This window comes from Thioalkalivibrio sp. XN8 (assembly GCF_011058255.1).
Classification (GTDB): domain Bacteria; phylum Pseudomonadota; class Gammaproteobacteria; order Steroidobacterales; family XN24; genus XN24.
Genome location: NZ_JAALFH010000067.1, coordinates 177,838 through 202,971 on the forward strand (window position 1 = coordinate 177,838; position 25,134 = coordinate 202,971).

Consider the following 25,134-nt stretch of genomic DNA (forward strand, 5'->3'; position numbering starts at 1 on the left):
AAGAAGCACCAATGAGCGAGCAATCGTCGTCCTACCTGCTGGCCGGCGAGGTCGTCGCCATCGCCTACTCGGGTTTCCGCGAAGGCCAGCACCCGGATCGAGGGGACGGCGCAGTCAATCCCTCGCGGGCGGAGATCCTGGAGGACCTGGAGATCCTCGCGGCGAACGGCCTGCGGCTGATACGCCTGTACGACGCGGGTGAGAACGCCGTGATGACGCTGGAACTGATCGCGGAGCACGACCTGCCGATCAAGGTGATGCAAGGCATCTGGCTCAGCGCCGAGATCAGCAATCACGAGGGGTGCCCCTGGCTGGACGAGCCGATCCCCGACGAAGTCCTGGCGGCGAACCTGCTGAAGAACCAGGAGGAAGTGCGGCGGGGCATCGAGCTCGCGCAGCGCTTCGACGACATCGTGGTGGCGGTGAACGTCGGCAACGAGGCCCTGGTCAGCTGGAACGACCACATGGTTCCGCTGGACCAGGTGATCGCCTACGTGCGCCAGGTCAAGGCAGCCATCGACCAGCCCGTGACCGTCGCCGACAACTATGTCTGGTGGATCGAGGAGGGCGCGCCCCTGGCGGCCGAAGTCGACTTCGTCGGCGTCCACACTTACCCGGTCTGGGAAGGCAAGAGCATCGACGAGGGACTCGCCTACACCATCGAGAACATGGAGGCCGTGCGCCAGGCGCTGCCAGGCAGCCGGCTGGCCATCCTGGAGGCCGGCTGGGCGACCACGGCGGAGGAGTTCCCCGCCGAGGCGAATATCGAGAACCAGGTGCGCTACCTGCGTGAGCTGGTCGGGTGGGCGCGCGACGAGCAGATGACGGTATTCATCTTCGAGGCCTTCGACGAACCCTGGAAGGGGGACCCGGCGCGGCCCCTCGGGGCGGAAAAGCACTGGGGGATGTTCTACGTCGACCGGACGCCGAAATACCCTCTCGAGCAGGTGCTCCCGGCGGCGGAGAATTGAGCCCGGATGGCCGTCAATCCACGGTTTTCCCTGCGCGGCCTGCGCTCCTTCCTGGTGGCCGCGCGCTATGGCAGCTTCCGGACGGCGGCTGATGAGCTGTGCATCACGGCCTCGGCGGTGAGCCACCAGATCAAGAACCTGGAGGAAACCCTGGGAGAACAGCTGTTCGAACGCGGCAGCCGGGAGCTGAAACTCACCAGCGTCGGGGCCCAGCTGTGCGAGGACGTCAGCCCCATCATCGAGCAGCTCGACGCGGTAGTCTCGCGCTACAAGAAAGCCCCGGAGCGCAGCTCCATCCGGATCTCGGTGCAGCCGTTCTTCGCCAGCGAGTATTTCATTCCGCGCCTGCACGAGTTCAGCGCGGCGAACCCGAGCATCGACATCAAGGTGGGGACCAGCGACGAGAGCGCCGAGCGGCACCCGGCCGACGCGGACCTGTCGATCCGCCTGTTCCGCTCCCCGCCCGCGGACCTGCGCTCCGACCTGTTGTTCCCCTTGCGGATGGCGCCGGCGGGCTCGCCGGAGTTCCGGCGGCGGCTCCAGGTGAGGGACGGCCGCATCCTCAGCGACTTCCCGGTCATCGTCCACGAGACCTACCCCGCGGCCTGGAAGCAGTGGCAGGAAGGGGCCGGCATCAGGCTGCCGGACAACTCCAAGGTGATCCGCCTGGACTCGATGATCGCCTGCGTGCGCGCCGCGCAACGCGGGATCGGCGCGGCGCTCGTCCCCGTGCCGATCGGCCGGCTGTGGTTCGAGGAGGGCAGTGTGGTGCGGCTGTTCGACCACGAACTCGTGGCCAGCGTGAGCTATTACCTGGTCGGGCCGAAAGAGCCGGCGGCCGACGCAGGGCTGGCCAGTTTCCGCGCCTGGATCCTCGACGCCTTCGCCGAAAAAAGCGCTGACATTTCCTCAACCCAGCGCTGAATTCTTTTCGTTTGTAGTCCCATGGGCCGTCGCCTAGAGTGCGCTGGCGGACCGCGATGCTGCATGGCAGCAGGCGGCGGCCAGACGGACCGGAAGGAGAGACTGCCATGGGACAGAAAGCTCGAACCGCGCGTGACCCCTTCGCGTTCAGCCTCGGTGGCCTGACGGCCATCGCTGCCTTCGTGCCGCCCCCGGTGGTGGCCAGCGACAGGATCCGGACGCGCCGCCAGCGCCACGCCGGGCGCCCCTCGCCGGCCAGTGCCCAGGGCACTCCGGAAGCCGACAAGGACTGCGTCTCCGCCGCCTAGCGGCGACCGGCCTGCGCCGATCCGCGGCCGTTTCCAGGCGCCCTTGAATGGGAGCCGCGGCCGTGCCCGCAGCAAAATTGACAACGCTGTCATTTATTGCTACTTGTTAGCCCCGCGGACACAAAAAAACAGCCTGTCTGTCATGTTGCGGCCAGGTTATGGAGGGGCAGCCTGATGAAGTTCCTGGAGGGTCGCAGGCCCAGGGTCCTGCTTGTTCTTTGCGCGATCGGTGCGCTGGGCGGTTGCCTCGACAACGGGGCCGACGGACAGCTCCTGGACGGAGTCGAGGTCGCACCGCCGCTGGTCGTTCCGCCGCAGGACAACGTCAACAGCACCGATCCCGCGCTGACGCTGCTGGACAACGAACCGGTCGAGGTCGGGGATACGCTGCAGCTCGTCTGGAGCGACGAATTCGACGGCGACCGCCTCGATCCCGACGTCTGGTTTTTCGAGACCGGCGACGGCTCGCAGTACGGCATCCCGGGCTGGGGCAACAACGAGCGGCAGTTCTACCTGCCGGATAACGCGCAACTCGACGATGGCGTGCTGCAGATCACCGCCCGCCGCGAGCAGATCGGCGCATTCCGCTACACCTCCGCCCGCATCAACACCCGGGATCGCTTCGCCTTCCGCTACGGCCGGTTCGAGGCCCGCATGCGGCTGCCCGGGGGGCAGGGCCTGTGGCCGGCGTTCTGGATGCTCGCGCAGGACAGCCCCTATGGCACCTGGGCTGCGTCCGGCGAAATCGACATCATGGAGGGCGTCAATCTCGGCGCAGCCGGCGGCAACCGGATCTACGGCACGATCCACTACGGCGGCGAGTTCCCGAATAACCTCGAGTCCGGGGAGAGCTACGTCGTGGCCACCGACGTGACCACCGACTTCCACGTGTACGCCGTGGAATGGGATCCGACCGAGATCCGCTGGTACGTGGACGACGTCCTGTATGCCGTCCGGAACAGCTGGTCCTCGACCGCCGCCCCGTTCCCCGCGCCGTTCGACCAGCCGTTCTACCTGATCTTCAACGTCGCCGTGGGCGGCAATTTTCCCGGCGCGCCGGATCCGAACACCGAGTTCCCGGTGACCATGGAGGTCGACTGGGTCCGGGTGTATTCCGGCGAGACGTAGGCGGGCCGGCTCGGTTCGGGGCGCGCCCCGGCCTGATCGGCAGTCCTCATCGAATTTCTGAGAGATCAAGACCATGCATGCAACGAGCTCCCTGCGCCTCGGCCGCCTCCTGACCCTGCTCGCGGTGCCGCTCTTCCTGGCCGGCTGTCTCGGCGAGGGCGACGGTCCCACCCGGATCCCTGGGACGCCGGCGCCGCCGCCACCGGTGATCCCGCCGGGCTTCTGCGATGCGATCAACTTCGAGGATCTCTGCGGGCCGGTGGAGTTCATCAACTTCGGCGGCACCGCGACTGGCGCGGGCGGCCTGGCCGCGATCATCGACAACCCGGACGCGAGCGGCATCAACACCAGCGAAAGGGTGGCCCAGCTGCAGAAGTTCGCCGGCGAAGTCTTTGCCGGCAGCGCGATCCAGCTCAACGAGACGCTCGACTTCGCCGAGGGCGAGGCCTTCACCATGAAGGTCTGGGCGTCGCGCTCCGTGCCGCTGCTGTTCAAGCTGGAAGACGCGGTCTCCGGCGACCCGAACCTCGGCAAGGAGCGAACGGTCAACCACAGCGGCAGCGGCAGCTGGGAGGAGTTCTGCGTCGATTTCTCCGGCGACGTGGACGGCTTCTCGAGCGACAGGATCACGCTGATCTTCGACCTCGGCGTCGAGGGTGATGCGGCCGACAACCCGGGCGACTGGACCTTCTACATCGACGACATCGCGCAGGCAGACGACTGCGGCGGCGGCGGAACCGACCCGGTGAACCTGCCGGTCGATTTCGAACTGGAGCCGGCGAGCTACAACTTCGGCGCGGACGCCGGTTTCGGCGGCGGCGTCGCCACCGTGATCGAGAACCCCGACCAGTCCGGCCTGAACACCACGGCGCAGACGGCGCGCATGCAGAAATTCGCCGGCGAGGTCTTCGGCGGCAGCACGCTGGTGCTGAGCGATCCCATCGACTTCGGCGCGGGCGAGGCCTTCAGGATGAAAGTCTGGGCGGCCCGCGAAGTACCGTTGCTGTTCAAGCTGGAAGACGCGGTCTCGGGCGATCCGGCGCTCGGCAAGGAAGCCACGGCCACCCATAGCGGCAGCGGCAGCTGGGAAGAGTTCTGCTTTGATTTCTCTGGCGAGGTCGCGGGATTCTCGAGCGACTCGATCACCTTTATCTTCGACCTCGGCATCGCCGGCGATGCGGAGAACAATCCCACTGACTGGACCTTCTACTTCGACGAGATCGAGCAGGTGGCCAGTTGCGACGGCGGCGGTGGCGCGGATCCGGGCATCGTGCCCGATGTGGTGATTTTCTCGTCCTCCGCGCCGCCGGACCTGGTGTTCGGGGTGGATTACACGGGCTTCGAGCCTTTCGGGTCGGGTTCCGTGTTCGACAACAACGTCACCACGGACCCGGACTTCAGCCCGGCGTTCGGCGTGACCACCGGGGACGGCTACGGCGCCCAGGTCGGCCAGTTCGCGATCGTTGGCTTCCAGGCCGGGTTCGCCTCGAGTTACGAAACGCTGGATTTCAAGGCCAAGGGGCTGAACAACGACCTCATCCGCGTGCGGTTCCTGGATGACGGCGAATACCTGGACATCGTCCTCACGGGTTCGGCGTTCTCGACGCCGCTAGGCAACGACTGGTACCAGGTGTCGATCCCGCTGACCAGTTTCACCGGGGTGGATACGGCGACGGCGCTGCTGTTCGAGACGGACAATACCGCGCCCAGCGCGTTCACTTTCCTGCTGACCGATTTCGGCTTCAGCGGTTCGCGCGGCCCGGCCAACAGCCCGAACTCGATCATCCCCGAGAACGTGCTGTTCGCCACGGATCCCAATGTGCCCGTGGACTTCGTGTTCGGCGTGGACTACACCGGCTTCGACCCGTTCGGGTCGGGCTCGGTGTTCAATACCAGCTTCGCCGACGACCCGGACTTCATTCCTGCCATCTCGATCACGAGCGGCACCGGCTATGGCGCCAACGTCGCCCAGTTCGCGATCGTCGGCTTTGCCCCGGGCTTCGCGGCGGGTTTCGGCACCCTCGATTTCAAGATCAAGGGCATCCCGGACGACCTGGTCCGGGTCCGCTTCCTCGATGACGGCCAGTACGTCGACATCGACCTGGCGACCTCCGATTACTCGGCTCCGCTGGGCAGCGACTGGTACCAGGTGTCGATACCCTTGTCGCTGTTCACCGGTGTCGACACGGCGACCGCGCTGCTGTTCGAGAGCAACAACACCGCGCCGGCCCAGTTCACCTTCCTGCTGACCGACATCGGCTTCAGCGGCACGGCCGACACGGGCGGCGAGTTGCTGGTCAACGGTGATTTCGAGGCGGATGACGCCGACAAGGCCCCATGGATCAACGCCGGCGTGGTGGTCACGAACAATTACTACACGGCGACTGCGAATGACGGCGAGCCGGTGTTCCAGACCAACCTCAGCCAGGTCGTCGCCCTGACGCAGGGCGCCGACTACATCCTGACCTTCCGGGCCAGGGCGAACGTCGCGCGCACCATGCTTGCCGGCATCGGCCTCAACGTGAGTCCGTTCACGGCAGCGACGGAGAGCGTCTCGCTGACGACGGAATGGCAGACCTTCAGCTACACGCTTAGCGCCAGCGCGGATATCGGCACGGCCGAGAGCCGCGTGTTGTTCGACATGGGCGGCGTGGCCAGCACGGTCGACATCGACGACGTCAGCCTGGCGCTGGCGAGCGCGCCCGGCGTCAACTTGCTGGTCAACGGCGATTTCGAGGCAAGCGACGCCGACAAGGCGCCGTGGCTCAATGCCGGCGGAATCGCTACCAACAATTACTATACGGCGACGGCCAATGACGGCGAGCCGCCTTTCCAGACCAACCTCAGCCAGGTCGTCGCCCTGACCCAGGGTGCCGACTATGTCCTGACGTTCAGGGCCAGGTCTGACGTCGATCGCACCATGCTCGCGGGTATCGGCCTCAACGTGAGTCCTTTCACGGCAGCCACCGAGACCGTCGCGCTGACGACGGAATGGCAGACCTTCAGCTACACCCTGAACGCCAGCGCGGACATCGGCACGGCGGAGAGCCGCGTCCTGTTCGACATGGGCGGTGTCGCCAGCACGATCGACATCGACGACGTCAGCCTGGTCCTGGACGACGGCGGCAGCGGTGGCGGTGGCGGCGGCGGCGCCGGCGGTGAGCTCGCTGACAACGGCGGGCTGGAGGACGGCGGTCTCGAGACCGGCTGGACCGTGTTCGAGAACGGCGGTTCCGTCAGTGTCGTGTCGGACGCCTTCAACGGTTCCTTTGCGGCGGCGCTGGTCGCCGGTGAGAGCCAGAACCCGGTGCTGAAGCAGGAAGAAAAGGGCGCGGGCGTAGTGGCGCAGGGGGACACGATCAATGTCACCTTCGCCATGAAAGGCTCGGTCGGGCCCGGCGGCGTCATCTTCGTCGAGTTCTTCTCGGAGAACTCCGGCTCGGTGGATGCGCAGTTCCTCGGCGGCGGGCCGATCCCGCCCACCGCGGACTGGACCAGCTACACGTTCTCGCCGACGGTCGCCGGGGATGCGGCGCGCGGCATCACCCTGCAGTTCGCCGCAGTCTGCGGTCCTGTGGCGGGGTGCTCGGCCGAGATCACCGTCGATGACGTGAGCATGACCATCGCAGACGGCGGATGACGGCGATGAAAGCTTACGCAGAACCAAAAGAATTGCACGAACAGCAAAGAGTGGTCGCTATGGCGCATGCAAATCTTCCCAAGAGCCTCGGCCGGGTGGTCGGCGCGATTGTCCTCGTGCTGGCGGCGACGTTCGCCCTGGCCGGTCCGGCCCAGGCCAGTGCAGTCGTCACCACCTACAAGGACGACAATGGCTGGCAGCTGCGGGTGAACGGCGAGCCCTTCTATGTGAAGGGTGTCGTCTGGAGCTACACGCCGCGGGGCGAGAACTACACCTTTAACCTGTGGGGCGAGTCGGACGAACACATCCGGAATGTCCTCGACTACGACTTCGGGCTGTTGCGTGAAGCCGGCGTCAATGCGATCCGCAGCTTCGCGATGATCCCGCCGAAGTGGGTCACCTACATTTACCAGGAACACGGCATCATGACGGTCATCAACCCGCTCATGGGCCGCTATGGCGCCACCATCGGGGGCAAGTGGGTACCCTTCACCGACTACTCCGACGAGCTGACCCGCGCGACGCTGAAGGCCGAGACCCTGGCGATCGTCCAAGCCTACAAGGACGTCCCCGGGGTGCTCATGTTCGCCCTGGGCAACGAGAGCAACTACGGCCTGTCGTGGTCCAGCTTCGAGATCGAGAACCTGCCGGAGGGTGAGCAGAACACCGCCAAGGCCCGCTATCTCTATTCCCTGTTCAACGAAGTGATCGTTGCCGGCAAGAAGATTGCGCCGAACCACCCCTTCAGCATCGTCAACGGCGACATCCAGTACATCGACCTGATCGCGGAACTGGTGCCCGAACTCGACGTGCTCGGCAGCAATGTCTACCGCGGCCGGAGCTTCACCGATCTGTGGGCGCAGGTGGACGAAAAGCTCGACCTCCCCGTGCTGTATTTCGAGTTCGGCAGCGATGCCTACAACGCCCGGGAAGACCGCGAGGACCAGCTGGCGCAGGCCAGTTACCTCAAGGACCAGTGGCAGGAGATGTACCACAAGGCCTACGGCAACGACGAAGAGGGCAACGCGATCGGCGGCTTCGTCTTCGAGTGGCGCGACGAGTGGTGGAAGTACCTGCAGGAGGAGCGGCTCGACATCCATGACACGAACGCTTCATGGTCGAACCAGGCCTACCAGTTCGACTGGGTGGCAGGCCAGAACAACATGAACGAAGAGTGGTTCGGCATCGCCGCGCTGGGACTGCCGAATGCCGACGGCGTCTCCGCGGCGCGGCCGCGCATGGCCTACGATGTCCTGGCCGCGATCTGGGAGATCGATCCTTACGCCTACAAGAAAGAGGCGATCAACCAGCATTTCGCCGGCATCAACATGGATTTCCTCGAGCTCAAGGGCGAGGTCCGCGCGCTGAGGGAATCCACGGATGAGAGCCGCAAGACGCTGCACTTCACCGGCGGCGAGTTGCGGCTCGAGATGGTGATGAAAGGCGAGGAGCAGGCCATCACGGAATCCGGCGAGAACGGGGTCGAGTTCTCCGACGGGCAGATGGTGTTCCTCGACTTCGGCTTCGCCCCGACGGAGCGCATCGACGGGCAATTCTCGGTCAACATCCTCGGCAACGTGGCCGACACCGAGCCCCTGGAGATCCAGTACGGGCGCCGCGGCCTGCCCTTCGAAGTGGTCATCGCGCCCGACGGTAACGTGCGCCTGGCGCGGGCGGAAACCCTGACCGATCGCGAACGGGTCGAGATCTACGATTTCAACGCGACCTACGAAGGTGACCGCGTCGATATCGAGGCTTTCTACCATACGCCGCGCTACCACTGGAAATACGAGGGCGACTTCTTCGGCCTGATACGCGAGACCACCGATATCCAGGGCATGGATATCTGGAATGCGAAGGCGCCCAGCGGCGTGGAAATGAGGGGCAAGGGCGCTCTTGACGGCCTGACGTTCCTGTTCGGGCCCGAGGTCTACTGGGGCGCCAACCCCAAGTGGGTGCTGAAGTACGACTTCGACCTGGGCGGCGTCGAGTACACCTTCATCCACTCGGAAGACGTGGCGCGGCTCGACGACTCGGCCACCGCGACGCAGGCCACCGAGCGCCAGAGCCGCCAGACCACGATCTACGCCGCGACCGACGTCGCGGACGGCGTGAAGCTCGAACTCGGCGGGATCATTTCGGCGACCGAGAAAGTCGACGACCAGTTCGACCGGATCGAGGGCGGCAACGTCATTCTCGACGAGGTCGAGTTGAGGGACACCCTTGGCTTCAAGGGGCGCCTCAGCTTTGACGTGGACACGGCGCTGTTCGGAGGCATGGCCTACGTCGCCACGAACATCGGCGGCCTGGTGGCCGACGGCGGCGATACCCTGCGGGAGTTCGGCACCCGGCTGCCGTATTCGGCCTTCGGCAACAAGGAGGAGTACGAGGCCGGGCTGATGATGACCTTCGGCGACTACACGCTCTTCCCGCGGTTCCTCTACCGGACCAACCTGGTCGACGCCAACCCGTCGATTCCGGCCGAGATCGGCCCCGGCGGGGTGCTGTTCCCCGGGCTGACCCCGCGCAACCGCGACGACGACCCGTTCGCCGTGCTGGACAATCGCGAGGCGAGGGCGGCGGAGATCATCCTGACCTACGATCCCACAGGTGCGACACCGTTCTACGCCTGGGACAACGACATGCGTGAAGACGCGGGCTTCGCGTACAACATCGGCGCGAACTACACGCGCTACCCGACGTTCACCGACACCTACCAGTTCTTCTTCGACGAAGGCGGCACCAACGCGCCCTTTGGCGCCGGGCTGCCGGCCGAGGACGTCTGGATGCTGTCGAGCCGGATGGTGTTCAATCCGAACGTCAACGCGCGCTATATCGTCAACGCGATGGCGGGCTTCGACCAGTCGACGGGCGATCCCACGGGCGGCACGCGGAGGTTCTACGAGCTGGACGGCAAGATGGTCTTCAACCAGCGCCATGTCCTTGAGGCCTACTTCAAGAAGGACGCCTGGGGACCGTACGACTTCCACCGCCAGTTCAATATCACTTACCCGGAGCAGCTCATGATCGATTACTCGATCCTGCTCGACCACCAGCGGGACCAGCTGCGCTCGACCCAGATCGGGTTGCGGGGACTGTACCGCTCGCTGGACGAGAACTCTCCGGACAACGAGTTCCTGGACGGGGACAACGACTACCTCGCCCAGCTGCACTTCTACCTGATCTTCCGGTTCTGAAGACAGAGCATGGCTGACCAAGGGATAACGATCATGAGTGAGAAAAATACGCATGGCGCGGGCCCGGCCCGGCCGGCAAGCCTGGTTGCGCTCCTGCTCGGCTGCGCGATGCTCGGCGCGACCGGATGCGACGGCCGCTCGGCCAACGACGGCACGAACATCAACCAGATCCTCCTGCCGAGCGACACGCTGCTGAACCTCGCCTGCGCCGAGGTCGGCATCGGGCCGGAAACCTGCGTACTGGCAGATCCCGAGAATCCGTTTGCGACGGTTCCGGTGCCCGAGTTCGACGTCAACAACCCGGAAGGCGAGACCAAGTTCGACCTGGCGGACGACATTCCGGCTGGGCCGACCGGCGCCAAGGCCCGGTTCTACCTCTGGGCCACGGCGCTGGCGCGCCGGCCGTCCGGAGAGAACCAGTGGCTGACGGCGCGGGCGCTGCATGAGCTCTACGACGCCAACAGCGACCCGCTGATCCGGGACCAGGCGCTGAAGGCCTACCGCTCCGTGCTCGACAACTTTTTCGGGTCGGTGACCTTCTTCGAGTGCTGCGGCGGGGTGTCTTTCCCGGGCACCCTGAACGAACGGGTGGCCGACGACCTCTACCGGACCGAGGCGACCGGCTACGAGCGGCTGGTGCCCGGCGATCCGGTTAACGTGCTGTCCCTGTTCGGCGAGTGGGGCTACACCTACCGGCCGGCCAACCCGCCCAATTACGACGACGGACTGGTGACCATCAACCGCGGCTGACCAGCCAGGCGCTCAGTCGGGCGCGGGTCCGGTGGACTCGCGGTACTGGATCGTGCCGGCCACGATTTCCATCCCGCCGCCGGGGCCGTCGTCGACCGCGCCGTCGATGATGGACCATGCGGCGCGCTCGGCCATGGTCACCAACGGCTGCCGGATGGTCGTCAGCATCGGGTGAATCTGGCGCGCCAGCGAGATGTCGTCGCAGCCCGCTACCGAGAGCTCTTCCGGCACCTTCACCTCGTTCCTGGCGGCGACCCGCAGCACGCCGGCGGCCATGTCGTCATTAGCGGCGAAAATGGCAGTCGGCGGGTGCGGCAGCTGCAACAGCTGTTCCGCGCAACGTTCCCCGCTGCCGACCGAGTTGTCGCCCGCTACGACCAGCTCATCGGCACGCTCGAGCCCGGCGCCGCGAAGTCCGTCCAGGTAACCCAGGTAGCGCAGTCCGACCGCCTTGTGTTGCCGGTGTCCCTTGATGAAGGCAATCCGATGGTGTCCGAGCGAGGCGAGATAACGGGTCATTTCGGCCGATATCTCGCGGTCGTTGGTCGCCACCACCCGGTGCCCGGGAATCTCGCTGCCGGGGGACAAGCGGACCAGCGGCGTGCCGCTGGCTTCGATCGACGCCACGATCTTCGGCATGTTCGACAGCGGGGCCGCGAGGATGATGCCGGCCGGCCGGACCTGTGCGATCAGCGTGCGCAGCTCGTCCACCACCTGCCGGCTGTTGTACCGGCAAGGGTGGATCAGCAGCTCGTAACTCGCATCGCGACATGCCTTCAGCGTGCCTTGCTGCAGCCTCAGGATGTAGCCGGAGCTCGGCACCTCGTAGGCGCTGGGGTCGTCGTAGATCAGCGCGATCAGCCGCGACCGGTGGCTGGCCAGGTTGCGCGCGAACTGGTTGGGATGGTAACTGAGCTCGGCGATCGCCTGCTGGACCCGCTCCCGGGTGGCGGCGCGCACGTTCGGCTCGCGATTGACGACGCGGGAAACCGTCTTCGGTGAGACGCCCGCCAGCCGGGCCACGTCGTCAATGGTCGGTTTGGGCATCGTGGCTGTGCTCGCGCTCACCAGTACTTCGGGTCGCCGGCCTGGTCCCAGAGGCCCCAGTAAGCACCGACATCGCCCTCGGTGGCAACCTTCCAGGGCTCGTCGAAGGCCGAGAAGTAGAATACCTCCACTCCGTCCTCCTGTGCCCACTGGCAGGTATCGATGAAGTATTTGATGGCGTTCCGATACGAGGGCCGGGCGCCGCCGCAGTCGGCGCCCCGCGTGGGCCAGCCGGTCTCGCTGACGATCACCGGCTTGCCATGGGCGGCGCCGACGGCCCGCCGGTACATGTCTTTCATGTAGGGCAGCGCGTACTCGGCCGGGCAGCCTTCCCAGAAGGGATAGCAGTTGGCCAGCAGGACGTCGCAGGCGGCCGTCACGCGGGGGTAATCGACGAACTTGAAGTAGGCGTCGACATAGCCCACGGGCACGCCGGGAACCGCCTGGCGCGCCCGCTCGAGGAGGGTCACGAGCTCGTCTTCCCCGAGGTCTTCCCGGAGCAGCACCTCGTTGCCTACGGCGAGAATGTCGGCATGCCCGGCCCGGGCCACCGCAATGCCGTTGGCCAGCTCCTCCTCGTTTTTCTCGCGGTCGTCGCCGAGCCATACGCCGACCATGGTCCGCAGCCCGCGTGCTCGTGCCAGCGGCGGGATCAGCTCGTTGCCGTCGGTGCAGGAAAAAGTCCTGATCCAGCTCACATGGGGCCGGACGACCTCCAGGCGCTGGACAATGGCAGCGGCCTCGACCGGGGTGCCCGGCGCCTGGTCCGGCAGGTAAGGGCTGAAGCAGAGCCCGTGGATGCCTTCGGCGAGGAGTACGCGCACCATGGCGCGCAGTTCGTCCTCTGACATCTGCGTGCTGTCGATACCGGCCAGGGACAGCCTTCTCTGGTAAGCGTGCGACATGCGTGGCCTCTCCTTGGCGGGCCTAGGTGAACAGCCAGGTGCTGGGGAAATTCAGGTCGAGCCGCCGGATCCGGCCGTTGCGCGCGAACAGGTCCGCACTGTCGGCGGCCGGCAACGAGGGCTGGTCCAGCCGGTCCTGGCTGCCGTCGTCCCGGGTGACGACCAGGACCGGCTGCCCGGTTTCCGCCAGGTGATAGACGACCGGGACCTGGCACCAGGTGAAAGCCAGGGCGCCGGCCGGCACCTCGAGCTCCTGCCAGCAGCCGTCGACGTCCAGGTAGCGGAAGGGCAGGGGCGCCTCGCTGAACTCCCGCGGCTTGAGCAGCGCAGGCTGGAAACGTGCGGCGCCGCCCCTCACCCGGACCCCGAGCTCCCCGAAGCGGGCCAGGATCTCCTCCTTGACCTGGCCGGTCATGCCGGGCTGCTGGGCGCCCGCATGGCTTGGCGTGTGGGAGTACGGGTCGGTCGGAAAGGCGCCGTAGTCGGACGGGCGCTTGTTGAAGCCGATGCCGGCCCGGATCCGGTAATACAGCCGGCCCAGCCGACGGCAGGTTTCCTCGTCGGCGCCCTGGTCGACGGCGGCGAAAAAGTTTTCCTGGGCCGCGAGCAGCAGCTTGGCGACCATGTGCCAGTAGATCGACCCCAGCCCCTCGAAGGCGAACATGGTGCCCGAGCGGCCCGTAAAGGCCCGATGGCGGAAGACCGACTCATAGAGCCGGCGGAGCGCCGGTCGCGCCGCTTCGAGTTCGCCGCCGTACTCGGGCAGCAGGCGGTCGATCTCGGCGTCCAGGTCGCGGACGTTCCGGAACTCCGCGCTGAAGCGGTAACAGCCCTCGGCATCCTGCAGCACGAGGCGCTCGTCGCCTTCTGCCAGCATGCGCCCCAGCACCGGCAGTTCCGCGACGTCTGCGGGGGGGATCCGGTTCTTTTCCAGGAAGCTCGGGAGCTCCCGGTCGGGGTACAGCAGGAAGCTGTGCTGGTCGGGACGGTAGAGTTCGCTGTCGAAGAGGGTTTCCAGCACCTTTGCCGCCTCGCGCGGCGCGATGGTGCCGGCACTGAGGGCCGCGACCTGGCCTTCCAGCATCGGGTAGAGCGGCTCGACGCCTACCGCGTGATGACCGAGTGACACGAGGTTGTAGGAATGAAACAGGCCGTCCTCGCGCCGGTTGACCTGGATGCTGTGATCGATCGCGGCCAGGGCGTCGTCCAGCAGGCGCGTGACCCGGCCGGCCGGCACCTGGACGGGGCCGCTGAGACCCTCCTGGCGGTAAACCGTTGCGCGGTGACGACCGGCCGCCTCGCCGAGTTCAGCCAGGACGCGATAGCGCACTGTGTCTGCTAGCGGTTCGCGGTCCAGTTCGGGGCGCAGCTGCGCGAGCGCGGCTGCGGACTCCTCGAGCCAGCGGGCGACCTCGCTGGACAGCGCGAAGCCGCTGCCGGCTTCCGCCACGAGTTCGCCGAGGAAGGCCGCGTAACGGCGCATGTAGCACAGGGTCACCATCGAGAGGCCGTGACCGACGAGCGCATTGTTGGCGTCGTTCCACTCGGGCCGCTGCGTGTTGAGCCAGATGCCGCCGTCCACCACCAGGTTGCCGAGCTTGGCCAGGAGCGGCACCAGCAGCTTCTCGGCCAGCGTCACCAGCTGAACCTCGCCCGTATCGTCCAGCACCAGCTTGCCGTCGGCGCCCAGGCTGGCGATCCGGCGCTCGATCTCCTGCCCGAGTTCCTCGTCATAGCTGATGGTCTGCTGCGGGTCCTGCAGCAAGGCGCTGAACGGCTCGATGCGATAGGGCACGTTGGCGTAGCAGAACAGCCGCTCGTGCAGCAGGCCTCGTAGCTGGTCCGGATAGAAGCGGCGGGACAGTTCGAGCAGCTTGAGGAGGTAGATGACCTGGTGGTCGCCCCAGTAGCCGATGTAGCTCCACGGATCATCCGGATCCTCGACTTCCCAGTCGATCCCCTCCTGGGTGATCCGATACGGGTTGTACCCGTCCATGGTGGAGCCGTTGACGAACTTGGTGATCATGCCGCCGACAAAAGCGGGGAAGCTGAAAGCCAGGGCCTCCCAATTCTGGAAGATATCGCGCCAGTTGCCCTCGTAGGCCAGCAGGTCCTTGCCGTACTGGTCGTGCAGCCGGATGGCGAACTGGTTCCAGGGCCGGCTGGGGTCCCCGTGCCGGCGGCTGAAAGTGATCGGCAGGTACTCGGCGGCGAGCCGCGACAGCTGCGCATCACCGCGGCCGGCGACGGCGTTGTTGAGCTCCTCCAGCGAGATCCGCGGCGGCAGGCTATCCAGCAGGTCCTTGTTGCGCTCGTAAACGGGCTGGTTGAAATGCCGGACGGTCCGCGCGAAGTGGCCCGAACGGATCGAGTACTGGTCGAAAAAGATCCCGCCGCGGAGCACGTTGAACAGCACGTTGGCGTAATGATGGACGGTGACGTGCTCTTCGGCGGTGGCCTGGAAGCCGTCGGCCGCCGCCATGATGCGCGCCAGCCGGTCGGAGCCTGTCGCGATCGATCGTGCCAGCGCCCGGCGCAGTTCCGCCGGTTCCCGGAGTTCGCGCCGCAGGGCGACGACCTCCTTCTGACCCTGCGCCGTGTTGGCGACCAGCTCCCAGTCGTGAATGCCGCCGGGCGCAAGGTCCACGGCGGCACCGACGAAGTAGGCGCCGCGCTCGCCGCGCTGCCGCTCTTCCGTGACCAGCGGGAGACCGAGACGGAACCCATCGACCTGGCGCGAGGAAAGGAGCACGGTGGGCGCCTCGAGTCCCAGGCAGAAGACGGTGGTCGCCTTGAGTGACTCGCTGGGCTCGGCCCGGTCGGTGATGGTCGAATAGAGCGTCAGCAGCGCCAGGCCGGTGGCCGGATCGAGCTCGTTCCACTTGTATGCGTCGACGAGGTTGCTGACGTTCGTCTGGGTGTACAGGGGGGTGTTGGCCGGCAGCAGGTTCTGCAGGCCGTCGAGCAGCTCGAGCTGGCGCCGGTCATCGCCCTGGTTCTCCAGTTCGCAGCGCCGGACGAAGCCGTACTCGCGGCTGCTCATCCACCAGTAGCGAAAGGCGAGCCCGAGCTCGTGGTGGACCTCCTCGAAGCACACCTTGTTGCCGAGCGTGTTCTTGTAGATGTTCCGGGTCAGTGCCGGGTCGCCGGCATGCTCCGGGTTGAAGGGCTCCCAGAGTACGGGCCCGTCGGGCGCGCGAACCCGGACCAGCGTCCGGCTCCCGGTATGGCCGGCGCTCTCGTGGAGCTTGTCGACCGTGATATACGGAAACAGCGCGTGCTGCGGCGAGACCCGGCCCGCCGTCAGCCCGCCGGTGGAGGAAAGGAACAGCCAGTGGTCGTCGTCGGACACCACGCTGATGAAAAAGGGCGGCATCCGGTCGACGTTGCGGATGACGTAGCAGCGCTCGCCGGCGAGGTCGAAGAATTCGCCCTGTACGGCTGCGTTGTCAGCGACCCTCTTCGAGCCGGCTCTTGCGTCCACGAATCACCCCCAGATTGGCGCCCCCGGGGTGCCAAACGAATAGTTCGGCGCGCCTGCAGGCGCCGTCCCCCGCCCGGTTGCCCCCGAAGCCGATTCTAGTCAATACTGACAGCGCTGTCAGCCAGCGGTCAGGATCCCGTCGAGAAGCATCATGTCCCCAAGGCGCAAGGCGTCAGCCAAAGTCGACGGTGGCCGGGTGCATGCGGGTGGGCGCCCTGGCCCCTCCGCCGCGCCCCGGTGCCATAGCGGTAAGCCGAGGAGAAACCCATGTCGAAGGTGATTGCGGGCCGTGGCCCATTGTCGGACGAAGCGTTGCGCCACATGGACGCCTACTGGCGCGCGGCGAATTATCTCTCCGTGGGGCAGATCTACCTGCTCGACAACCCGCTGCTGCGCACGCCACTCGAGCGGGAGCACATCAAGCCGCGCCTGCTCGGGCACTGGGGCACCTCGCCCGGCCTGAACATGTTGTGTGTGCACCTCAACCGGGTCATCCGCCGGGACGACCTGGACATGATCTACATCATCGGGCCCGGCCACGGCGGCCCGTCGCTGGTGGCGCACGCCTACCTCGAAGGGACCTACAGCGAGGTCTACCCGGAGATCAGCCAGGACGAGGAGGGGATGCGCAAGCTGTTCAAACAGTTCAGTTTCCCCGGCGGGATTCCGAGCCATGTCTCGCCGGAGACGCCGGGCAGCATCCACGAGGGCGGCGAGCTGGGCTACGCATTGAGCCACGCCTACGGCGCCGCTTTCGACAACCCGGAGCTGGTCGTGGCGTGCATCGTCGGCGACGGCGAGGCCGAGACCGGCCCGCTGGCCACCGGCTGGCACGGCAACAAGTTCCTCAACCCGGCGCGCGACGGCTGCGTGCTGCCGATCCTGCACCTCAACGGCTACAAGATCGCCAACCCCTGCTTCCTGGCGCGCATCCCGCAGGAAGAGCTGCAGAAGTACTTCGAGGGCATGGGTTACAAGCCGTATTTCGTGGCCGGGCACGAGCCGGACGACGTGCAGCAGCAGCTCGCGGCCGCGCTCGACACGGCGCTGGCGGAGATCCGGGAGATCCAGCGCAATGCACGCGAAAACGGCGACCTGCGCCGGCCGACCTGGCCCATGATCGTGTTTCGCACGCCCAAGGGCTGGACCTGCCCGGCGGAGATCGACGGCAAGAAGTGCGAAGACTACTGGCGCAGCCACCAGGTGCCGATGGGCGACATGAGCACGACGGAACATATCGCCATACTCGAGGACTGGATGAAGAGCTACCGCCCGGAAGAGCTGTTCGACGAGGACGGCCGCCTGGTCCCGGAGCTTGCCGCGCTGGCGCCGCAAGGCCCGCGCCGCATGAGCGCGAACCCGCACGCCAACGGCGGGCTGCTGCTGCGCGACCTGCGGTTGCCGGACTTCCGCGACTACGCCGTGGAGGTGCCGAGCCCCGGCGCGACCATCGCGGAGTCGGCGCGGGTGATGGGGACCTTCCTGCGGGACGTGATGAAGCGCAACCTGGATCACAAGAACTTCCGCCTCTTCAGTCCGGACGAGAACAACTCGAACCGCTGGCAGGACGTGCTCGAAGTCACGGACCGCTGTTACATGGCCGAGATCTATCCCGAGGACGACCATCTCTCGCCCGACGGCCGCGTCATGGAAGTGCTCAGCGAGCACCAGTGCCAGGGCTGGCTGGAGGGCTACCTGCTCACCGGGCGGCACGGCTTCTTTTCCTGCTACGAGGCCTTCATCCATATCGTCGACTCGATGTTCAACCAGCACGCCAAGTGGCTGAAGGTGTGCAACCACATCCCGTGGCGGCGGCCGATCGCGTCGCTGAACTACTTCCTCAGCTCGCACGTCTGGCGCCAGGACCACAATGGGCTGAGCCACCAGGATCCCGGCTTCATCGACCACGTCGTGAACAAGAAGGCCGAGGTCATCCGCGTCTACCTGCCGCCGGACGCCAACTGCCTGCTGTCGGTCACGGACAAGTGCCTGCGCAGCCGCAACTACGTGAACGTCGTGGTGGCCGGCAAGCAGCCGGCGCCGCAGTGGCTCACCATGGACCAGGCCATCAAGCACTGCGAGGCGGGGATCAGCATCTGGGACTGGGCGAGCAACGACCAGGACGGCGAGCCGGACGTGGTGATGGCCTGCTGCGGCGACGTGCCCACGCTGGAAACCCTGGCAGCCGTGGCGTTGCTGCGCGAGTACTTCCCCGAGATCAAGGTGCGGGTCATCAACGTCGTCAACCTGATGAAGCTGCAGCCGCAGAACGAGCACCCCAACGGGCTGTCCGACCGGGAGTTCGACAGCCTGTTCACCACCGACAAGCCGATCATCTTCGCCTTCCACGGCTATCCCTGGCTGATCCACCGGCTGACTTACCGGCGCACCAACCACCGTAACCTGCACGTGCGCGGCTACAAGGAGGAGGGCACCACGACCACGCCCTTCGACATGGTCGTGATCAACGACATGGACCGCTTCCACCTGTGCGAGGACGTGATCGACCGCCTGCCCCAGCTCGGCAGCCGCGCCGCCTACTTCAAGCAGAAGCTGCGGGAAAAGCTGGTCGATCACCGGCATTACATCCGCCAGCACGGCGACGACATGCCGGAGATCAGCGGCTGGGCCTGGGGGCGCAGCAAGCCGGTGGCTACGGCGGGCACTTCGACCGAGGGGGACAACGTCTGAAATCGTGATCGGCGGCTATATGCCGGCGGTGTTGTACTATTCGGATGAGATCGATGGTCTCGCCGGAAATCCAGGCGGGACGCGCTTGCACGGACGGCGATCTGGCTGGAAGGAAGCGGATGGGCGACAACGGCGCCGAACATCAGGGGCGGATTCACGCGCTGCTCGCGCGGGTTGAGCGGCAGGAACCGGAGGCGTTCGGCGAACTCGTTGCGATCGTCTACCCCGAGCTGAAACGCCTGGCGCATTTCCAGCTGACCCGGGAGCAGCCCGGACATACCCTGAACACCACGGCAATCGTGCACGAGGCCTACGTGCGTATGGCGTCCGGCAGGGGGCATTGGGAAGATCGCAAGCATTTCCTGCGTGCGGCCTCGGCCGTGATGCGTCACCTGCTCGTGGACCATGCGCGCAGGAAGCGTGCCGACAAGCGCGGCAGCGGAAGCATCCCCGTGGAACTCGAGGAAAGCCGTGTCGAGGGAGACGACGACAGCCTGGCGGTTCTGGCGCTCGATAGCGCATTGAAGGATATCGCCGAGATCGACCCGCGCCTGGAACAGATCGTCGAATGCCGGTACTTCGCCGGGTTGAGCGTCGAGGACACGGCGGAAGCGCTGGGCGTATCGGTCCGCACGGTCGAGCGCGACCTGCAACGCGCCAGGGCGTACCTGGCGGAAGCGATGGGCCCGGATGAACATTGAGCAAATCGTTCGACATAATCGCTGACCGGATTTTCAGTGCAGCGCTGCTTCAGCCGGCCGGGGAGCGGACGCGGTTCGTGCGAGAGGAGTCGGCGGGCAACCCGCAGCTGGAACGGCGCGTCATGGCCTTGCTGGCGGCATCGGGCACGCCGGACGACAAGCTGTTGGGTTCGTTCGATACCGCGCGCGAGACCTTGTGGCGAGCCGTCCTGGCGGAGGAAGCCACGGCAGGCGAGGACCTGTCAGGCCAATGCGTCGATGACTGGCGTCTCATCCGCCGGCTTGCGCGCGGTGGCCTGGCCACCGTCTACCTCGCCCAGAGGGCGGACGGCAACTTCGACCAGAAGGCGGCATTCAAGGTGTTGCGCCGCGGCCTGGACACCGACGACGTCGTGGCCCGGTTCCGGGCTGAACGGCAAATCCTGTCGACTCTCGAGCATCCGTCGATCGCGCGGATTTTCGATGGCGGCGCGCTGGAGGACGGCCGCCCGTACCTGGTGCTGGAGTTCGTCGACGGCCAGCCGATCACCCGTTACTGCGACGAGAACGGTGTTGAGCTGCGCGGCCGCATCGAGTTGTTGATGCAGGTGCTCGAGGCGTTGCACCACGCGCACAAACACCTGGTCGTACACCGTGACATCAAGCCCTCGAACATCCTGGTGAACGCCGAAGGCCACGTTTCGTTACTGGATTTCGGTATCTCCAAGCTGCTCGACCCGGAGGCATTGCCGGGCGGCGGCACGCTCACTCGCACCGGCGTTGCGCTGCTTACGCCTGGTTACGGCAGCCCGGAGCAGCAGGCCGGCCGACCGGTGACGACCGCGTCGGATATCTACCAGGTCGGCCTGGTGGCCTATGAACTGATCACCGGCAAGCGCCCGTTCCGCGATCTCCGCCTGCCTGGGCAGGTTGAGACACCGCTTCCGAGCCGGTCGTTGGACGACGGCAAGCTGCGGCGTGAAGTGATGGGGGATCTCGATGCCATCATCGGCATGGCCATGCACGACGATCCCGGCCGTCGCTACGCATCCGCGCTCGACATGCGCGACGATCTGCAGCGCTATCTCGATCACCGGCCGATCGTCGCCCGCCCCGACACCCTCGGCTATCGCTTCGCCAAGCTCGCGCGCCGGCGTCCCTGGATGGTTCCTGCGGTTACCGTCGGCATCCTCGCCATCGCCGGCTACCTTGCTACGCTGACCGTCTACAACCGCCAGCTCGAGTTCGAGAAGCGACGCGCGCAGGCCGCAGAGAGCTTCATGGTGGACCTGCTGCGCAGCCCGGACCCGTTCACCCCAGCGGACCCGGAACTTGGCAGCAGTATCACGGTGGTCGAGGCGCTGGATCTCGGCGTCGCACGCCTGGGTTCGGAGGATATCGAAGACCCCGCGCTGCGGGCCTCGCTGCTCGACTCGATCGCGGGCGTCTATGCGAGCCTGGACCAGCACCGCGAGGCGATTGAACTGGGTGAAAAGGCGCTGGCAATCAAGCGCGAGCTTTACGGTGACAATGCGGGCGAAGCGCTCGCGGGGCTCGTAATGCTCGCGCAGCAGCACCAGGCTACTGGCGACTACGCGGCGGCGCTGGTTTATCGCGAGGAGGAGCTCGCGCTAGCCAGGCGGCTGTTTCCGGAATCCCATCCCCGGGTGGGCGCCGCGGAGACCGGCGTCGCGGCCCTGCAGGAAGCACTGGGCAACTTTGAGGAAAGCGCGCGGCTTTACGCGCTGGGCATCGACAAGATGCGACAAGCGCCTGAGGAGCATTCCCGGCCGCTGATCAACGCCCTGGCGGCACTGTCCGGCCTGCTCGATGAGCCCGATCCGCCTGAAGCCGCGGCGCTCCTGGAGGAGGCCCGAGCCCTGGCGAACGAGCTTTTTGGCGCAGACAGCCTCTCGATGGCGTTGATCCATGTACAGGCCGCCACGGCAGCATCCAACTACCGGGACTTCGAGACCGCAACGAGGGAGTTTCGCGCCGCGCTCGACATCTATGAAGCCCGGCTGGGGCGGCAGCACGGTGCAACGCTGACGGCCTTGAACAACCTCGGCGTGCTTCACACGAGGGCGGGGGAGCAGGAACGTGCCGAGCAGGTGTTCCGGGAACTGCTCGAGTTGTCCGAGCAGAAGTACGGCCGCGAGCACCGCAGCGTCGCCGTCCAGTATCAGAACCTCGGCACCGTGGTCGGCCGCCAGGGCCGCTTTGCAGAGGCTGTGCCGCTGCACCGCCAGGCCCACGAGATCTTCAACGCAACGCTGCCCGGGCATTTCATGACAGCGTATCCGCTCATCTCTCTTGCCTATGCGGACCTGCAGATAGGGGACGCGGCGGCCGCCGAACAGGCCGCCCGCCGGGCGCTGGAAATACTGGGAACATTAGATAGCCAGGCGTATGCGATCGGCGTAGCTCGCTGCCTGGCGGCCCTGGCGCTGGAAGCACAGGGCGCCGAAGCCGAAGGCGAGCAATGGATGGTCGATGCGCGCGCGCTGCTGGCGGGGCTGCCGGTGGATCCGATCTACCAGCTCGCCTGCCGGCTCTGATCGGGGCCTGACCCAGCCCCCGCAATCCGAACCGGTGCGACCCCCGATAAGGCTCCAGGCCCCACGAGGAAATATCGGTTCTTCATGTTTCGGTTTCCTGTTGCAATCCCGACAACTCGCGGGCCTTAGGTCTCACGCCCTGGCGATGGCTGCAACCAGGTAGCCGCGCAGCCACTCGAGCTCGTCGTCTTTCAGTCCGGCCCCCATGGTGCGCTCCGTATTGTCGGTGGAAAGCAGCAGGTGTTTGCCGGAAAGCTTGAGCGTTCGGGCATTCGTTAATTCCGAGTCCCGGTCACGGACACTGATGCTTTCGATGTCGGACAAGGGGATGACGAAGCTGCGCCGTTGCACCAGCCGATCTTCGTGGCGGACTTCCTTGCGCGTGATGATGATTCGGTTCGGGTTCTTGCGCTGCAGGTACCAGATGCCGAACGCTACGCCCCCAAGCAACAGCCCGGCGAAAACCGGGCGGAACTCCAGGTTCCATACACCCAGAAACAAGAAGAAACCGCCCATGCCACCCAAGATATAGAACACCGGCTTGGGAAGGCTGGCGGCATGAACGGTCAAGTGCAGCTCCTGTGATGCCGGATCGTCGGCGCTGCCGCGCTGCTCCACGGCCAGCGAAGGCGGTGGCGCGTTATCGTTCCAGTCGACTGCAATGCTGCCTTCATCTGCCATTTGCCTGATCGACTTGTCCAGGTCGACGGCCTGGCGAACCTCGCTGGCGCCATCGCGCGCGTCGATGGCGGGGAGACCCAGTGATGCGGCCAGTGTCTCCCACAACGGTCGCAGATCACTTTCGGCTGCGTGATGCGCCGATCGACGGGCTGCCCCTCTCGTGGTGGCGCGCTCGATCAGGTATTCCAAGACATGGCGCCGGCCGGTGGTCTTAACTGCCAGGGGAATTGTCTTGGCCTCATCCGGATGGACCAGTTCGATCACGTGCCGGAAACGCTGTTCGTCGCGTGTCACCGGGACATCACGCGTGCTCGTCTGGATTTTGTAGCGCTGCCAGCGCACACCGTTGTAGTTGGCGAGGGGCTCTGACCACTGGTGACTTTTGAGCCACCGCTTTGTCGTGACGGTCACGCTACGGCCATCGATCACGGCGCGGCTCTCAGTCTTCCATCCCGCCAGGCCGCGCCACAGCCGACGCGAGGCCACGACAATCAGCGCCACCGGCAGGAGCGCCTTGACCGGCGCCGTATGTTCGCCGAACGCATTCTCGGGAATCAGTTCGCCGGCCATGAAGGCAAGTACCAGGAATATGGCGGCCAGTCCGAAGATCGCTATAAGGCTCCCGCCGGACCAACGCCAGGCAATCTCGAGTGGGAGCGTATTGCCATCGCTGAGTTGCTCGACGTTCAGGTGCGCGTGTTTTCTGCTCATCTTTGCGATCCGCAGCTAACGGACGTTCGAGCCCCTGAAGCCGATCATTGCGTCGCACGTACCGCGCGCATCGACGAAACGCGCGACGATGCCGATCATGCCGTTGTCTTCCAGAACCCAGTTCGAGTCGATCACCGCCCAGTCCGATTCGAGGGCCTTGGCCTGGGAATCCGGCTCGCCGAATCGCTCGACCAGGATCGGCAAGACCTCGTCGTGGAAAGCCAGGCAGGTGTCGCGCTCATCGGCGATTTCCGGTCTGATCTCAGCGCCTGTCAGCCTGTTTTCAAGTTCCTCATCACCGCGCGTGAAATCCCCGAGGTGCGGGTATATGTCGAAATTCCTGTCGGCGAAAGACAGTTTGCCGTCGGGAAAGGCTTCCAGGAGCTCGGCTTCGGTCATGCCGACCACCAGGCCTTCGAATCCTTCGAGGGCCTTTGGCTCCTCGGCTTTTGCCGCGGCCTGGTAGGCGGGCACGAGGGCAATGAACGCGGCGAGGCCAAGGACGCGGGTGATCTTGCGCATGGTGATGTCCTTTTCAGTCGAGGTTCTGCGGTATTGGTCTTGCTATAAGCGCACTGGCGTTGCCCGATCCGCCATTGGGGTGCTACCCGCGAGCAGCCGCCCGACTGCCGACCCTGATTCGCGCTGTAGCCGGCAACGAACCCTTGGTGCCTCCCGGTGGCGGATTTGTCGCTGGGCTGCGCTTTAGATGCTTGAGAGCTTTGGGAAAGCACGTCGCACCGATTCCCACGACCTGCGCCGGGAGGCGGTAATGCAGCCTGTGAGCGACTCGTAGACGCCGCCGCGCGAAACTCAGATCGCGGTCACACCAGAGGAGAGAAGCATGCGGATAAATACTTTAGCGGCGATGTTGTTCGCAATGGCTCTGCTTCCGGGACTGGCGACTGCCGATGAACTCACTCAGGTGATCCAACAGGATCTGGCCGCACTCGGTTACGACCCGGGAAACACTGATGGGGAAGCATCGACCAAGACGGTAGTGGCGATATCCAAGTTCCAGGCCGAAAACGGTCTCGAAGTCACGGGCGTCGCCAGTCCGCAACTCGCCGGGGTCATCAAGGCGGCGATCAGGCAACAAAACTCGCCTACGGCTACCCGCCAGCCCCGTTCGACCGCGGCGCCACCGCCACAGCAGGATCCCGCTGCGCTGGAGGCCGCCCGGCAGGCGTGCCTGCAAGAGAAGATCGCTGCCGCCCAGGCGGCCAGCAAGACCAAGCGCGGATTCGGCAGCCTGATTCGTGCCGCCACGCGCACCGCTTCGCGCTTCGCCGGAGGCGACACGGCGCGTGCCATCTCGAGCACAGCTCGCGATATATACGACGTGAACGCAACGGCTGAAGATCTATCGTCCGCGGCCAAAGATCTCGGGCTGACCGAGGACGAAATCGAGCAGTGCCGGAATCCGCAGAGGTGATTCACTTGTTTTCAAGGATCAAGG

Annotated in this window: 16 protein-coding genes; 11 read left to right on the forward strand and 5 right to left on the reverse strand. The window is 65.8% G+C overall.

Going from position 1 to position 25,134, the window contains the following annotated elements; translation table 11 throughout:
• Positions 1 to 11 precede the first annotated feature (11 nt).
• The 7 genes from G6N75_RS13050 (at position 12) to G6N75_RS13080 (ending at position 10,918) form a co-directional block, all read left to right on the forward strand.
• Entirely contained in the window at positions 12 to 971 is a 960-nt protein-coding gene (locus G6N75_RS13050; RefSeq protein ID WP_165348803.1) for a glycosyl hydrolase family 17 protein, read from the forward strand.
• Between the two features lie 6 nt (positions 972 to 977).
• Complete coding sequence (locus G6N75_RS13055; protein ID WP_165348804.1) at positions 978 to 1,895, forward strand: LysR substrate-binding domain-containing protein; 918 nt, start codon at positions 978 to 980, stop codon at positions 1,893 to 1,895.
• A gap of 107 nt (positions 1,896 to 2,002) precedes the next feature.
• Positions 2,003 to 2,203, forward strand: a complete 201-nt coding sequence (locus G6N75_RS13060) for a hypothetical protein (RefSeq protein ID WP_165348805.1) — start codon at positions 2,003 to 2,005, stop codon at positions 2,201 to 2,203.
• A gap of 174 nt (positions 2,204 to 2,377) precedes the next feature.
• Entirely contained in the window at positions 2,378 to 3,331 is a 954-nt protein-coding gene (locus G6N75_RS13065; RefSeq protein ID WP_165348806.1) for a glycoside hydrolase family 16 protein, read from the forward strand.
• A gap of 73 nt (positions 3,332 to 3,404) precedes the next feature.
• Positions 3,405 to 6,971, forward strand: a complete 3,567-nt coding sequence (locus tag G6N75_RS13070) for a carbohydrate binding domain-containing protein (RefSeq protein ID WP_165348807.1) — start codon at positions 3,405 to 3,407, stop codon at positions 6,969 to 6,971.
• A 59-nt stretch (positions 6,972 to 7,030) separates the two neighbouring features.
• Positions 7,031 to 10,168: a hypothetical protein gene (locus G6N75_RS13075; protein ID WP_165348808.1), complete on the forward strand. Its 3,138-nt coding sequence runs from the start codon at positions 7,031 to 7,033 to the stop codon at positions 10,166 to 10,168.
• A 33-nt stretch (positions 10,169 to 10,201) separates the two neighbouring features.
• The gene (locus G6N75_RS13080) at positions 10,202 to 10,918 is read left to right on the forward strand and encodes a hypothetical protein (protein ID WP_165348809.1); all 717 of its coding nucleotides are present in this window, start codon (positions 10,202 to 10,204) and stop codon (positions 10,916 to 10,918) included.
• Between the two features lie 12 nt (positions 10,919 to 10,930).
• Here the strand turns inward: G6N75_RS13080 and G6N75_RS13085 are convergent, their stop codons facing one another.
• From G6N75_RS13085 to G6N75_RS13095, 3 genes are read right to left on the reverse strand one after another with little or no spacing between them, the layout of a single operon-like run.
• On the reverse strand, positions 10,931 to 11,965 hold the full coding sequence (locus tag G6N75_RS13085; RefSeq protein WP_165348810.1) for a LacI family DNA-binding transcriptional regulator: 1,035 nt from the start codon (positions 11,963 to 11,965) through the stop codon (positions 10,931 to 10,933).
• A 17-nt stretch (positions 11,966 to 11,982) separates the two neighbouring features.
• A complete protein-coding gene (locus G6N75_RS13090; RefSeq protein WP_165348811.1) occupies positions 11,983 to 12,870 on the reverse strand; it encodes a glycosyl hydrolase family 17 protein in 888 nt (295 codons plus the stop codon).
• Positions 12,871 to 12,892: 22 nt separating this feature from the next.
• Entirely contained in the window at positions 12,893 to 16,354 is a 3,462-nt protein-coding gene (locus G6N75_RS13095; RefSeq protein ID WP_165348812.1) for a hypothetical protein, read from the reverse strand.
• 267 nt (positions 16,355 to 16,621) lie between these two features.
• Here G6N75_RS13095 and G6N75_RS13100 point away from each other — a divergent pair, with 267 nt between their 5' ends.
• The 3 genes from G6N75_RS13100 to G6N75_RS13110 all read left to right on the forward strand — a co-directional run bounded on the left by G6N75_RS13100 (position 16,622) and on the right by G6N75_RS13110 (position 22,283).
• Complete coding sequence (locus G6N75_RS13100; protein WP_165348813.1) at positions 16,622 to 19,045, forward strand: phosphoketolase family protein; 2,424 nt, start codon at positions 16,622 to 16,624, stop codon at positions 19,043 to 19,045.
• 119 nt (positions 19,046 to 19,164) lie between these two features.
• Positions 19,165 to 19,746, forward strand: a complete 582-nt coding sequence (locus tag G6N75_RS13105; protein ID WP_165348814.1) for an ECF-type sigma factor — start codon at positions 19,165 to 19,167, stop codon at positions 19,744 to 19,746.
• A complete protein-coding gene (locus G6N75_RS13110; RefSeq protein WP_165348815.1) occupies positions 19,743 to 22,283 on the forward strand; it encodes a serine/threonine-protein kinase in 2,541 nt (846 codons plus the stop codon). Before G6N75_RS13105 ends, G6N75_RS13110 begins: the two co-directional genes overlap by 4 nt.
• A 132-nt stretch (positions 22,284 to 22,415) precedes the next feature.
• Here G6N75_RS13110 and G6N75_RS13115 read toward each other — a convergent pair whose 3' ends face one another.
• A complete protein-coding gene (locus G6N75_RS13115; protein ID WP_165348816.1) occupies positions 22,416 to 23,675 on the reverse strand; it encodes a hypothetical protein in 1,260 nt (419 codons plus the stop codon).
• A 15-nt stretch (positions 23,676 to 23,690) separates the two neighbouring features.
• Positions 23,691 to 24,197, reverse strand: coding sequence for a hypothetical protein (locus tag G6N75_RS13120; protein WP_165348817.1), 507 nt, complete (start codon positions 24,195 to 24,197; stop codon positions 23,691 to 23,693).
• Between the two features lie 322 nt (positions 24,198 to 24,519).
• Between G6N75_RS13120 and G6N75_RS13125 the strand changes: the two genes are divergently transcribed.
• On the forward strand, positions 24,520 to 25,110 hold the full coding sequence (locus G6N75_RS13125) for a peptidoglycan-binding protein (RefSeq protein ID WP_165348818.1): 591 nt from the start codon (positions 24,520 to 24,522) through the stop codon (positions 25,108 to 25,110).
• Positions 25,111 to 25,134 lie beyond the last annotated feature (24 nt).

Coding starts and splice junctions, on each gene's coding strand:
- G6N75_RS13050 (WP_165348803.1), top strand. CDS start 12: ATGAGCGAGCAATCGTCGTCCTACCTGCTGGCCGGCGAGGTCGTCGCC.
- G6N75_RS13055 (WP_165348804.1), top strand. CDS start 978: ATGGCCGTCAATCCACGGTTTTCCCTGCGCGGCCTGCGCTCCTTCCTG.
- G6N75_RS13060 (WP_165348805.1), top strand. CDS start 2,003: ATGGGACAGAAAGCTCGAACCGCGCGTGACCCCTTCGCGTTCAGCCTC.
- G6N75_RS13065 (WP_165348806.1), top strand. CDS start 2,378: ATGAAGTTCCTGGAGGGTCGCAGGCCCAGGGTCCTGCTTGTTCTTTGC.
- G6N75_RS13070 (WP_165348807.1), top strand. CDS start 3,405: ATGCATGCAACGAGCTCCCTGCGCCTCGGCCGCCTCCTGACCCTGCTC.
- G6N75_RS13075 (WP_165348808.1), top strand. CDS start 7,031: ATGGCGCATGCAAATCTTCCCAAGAGCCTCGGCCGGGTGGTCGGCGCG.
- G6N75_RS13080 (WP_165348809.1), top strand. CDS start 10,202: ATGAGTGAGAAAAATACGCATGGCGCGGGCCCGGCCCGGCCGGCAAGC.
- G6N75_RS13085 (WP_165348810.1), bottom strand. CDS start 11,965: ATGCCCAAACCGACCATTGACGACGTGGCCCGGCTGGCGGGCGTCTCA.
- G6N75_RS13090 (WP_165348811.1), bottom strand. CDS start 12,870: ATGTCGCACGCTTACCAGAGAAGGCTGTCCCTGGCCGGTATCGACAGC.
- G6N75_RS13100 (WP_165348813.1), top strand. CDS start 16,622: ATGTCGAAGGTGATTGCGGGCCGTGGCCCATTGTCGGACGAAGCGTTG.
- G6N75_RS13105 (WP_165348814.1), top strand. CDS start 19,165: ATGGGCGACAACGGCGCCGAACATCAGGGGCGGATTCACGCGCTGCTC.
- G6N75_RS13115 (WP_165348816.1), bottom strand. CDS start 23,675: ATGAGCAGAAAACACGCGCACCTGAACGTCGAGCAACTCAGCGATGGC.
- G6N75_RS13120 (WP_165348817.1), bottom strand. CDS start 24,197: ATGCGCAAGATCACCCGCGTCCTTGGCCTCGCCGCGTTCATTGCCCTC.
- G6N75_RS13125 (WP_165348818.1), top strand. CDS start 24,520: ATGCGGATAAATACTTTAGCGGCGATGTTGTTCGCAATGGCTCTGCTT.